This window comes from Kaistella yonginensis, from assembly GCF_030409525.1.
Classification (GTDB): Bacteria; Bacteroidota; Bacteroidia; order Flavobacteriales; family Weeksellaceae; genus Kaistella; species Kaistella yonginensis.
Genome location: NZ_JAUFQB010000027.1, coordinates 1 through 550, shown reverse-complemented (window position 1 = coordinate 550; position 550 = coordinate 1). Strand labels below are relative to the sequence as shown.

Here is a 550-nt window from a genome sequence, read left to right as displayed (position 1 = left end):
TTTCCACGTTCAGAAATTAGCAACAGAAGCTTTGCAAGAAATCCGAATCGAGCATCGTTGGGAAGCTATGGATAGGGAAAATGATTGGATAACCGAAAATAAATCGAAAGACAATCCTTTACCCATCGAAGTTTTTGAAAACGGAGACACCAGAAAACAACTGTTGGCAAGAAGTAGATACTTACTTTATAAAAGTCAAGAAAAATGGACAGAATCTCAACAACAACGAGCAAAAATTCTTTTTGAAAACTATCCAGATATAGAAAAAGCGTACGGTTTAACCAATGGATTACGACAAATTTACAACCAGAGAACTGTGAAGGATGTGGCGATGTTAAAACTGGCGCATTGGTTTAAAGATGTAGAAAACGCAGGATTTAAATCGTTTACTACTATAGTCAGAACCATTACTCAACATTATAATGATATTCTCAATTATTTTATAAACAGAAGTACAAATGCATCTGCGGAATCCTTCAATGCAAAAATAAAAAACTTCAGATTACAACTACGAGGAGTGAAAGACCGGAAATTTTTCTTGTTTAGATTA

1 protein-coding gene is annotated in these 550 nt (G+C 34.4%); it reads left to right on the top strand.

The window, feature by feature from the left end; genetic code table 11:
• On the top strand, positions 1-550 hold a 550-nt coding region (locus tag QWY78_RS09215), incomplete at both ends, for an ISAon1 family transposase (protein ID WP_290219062.1).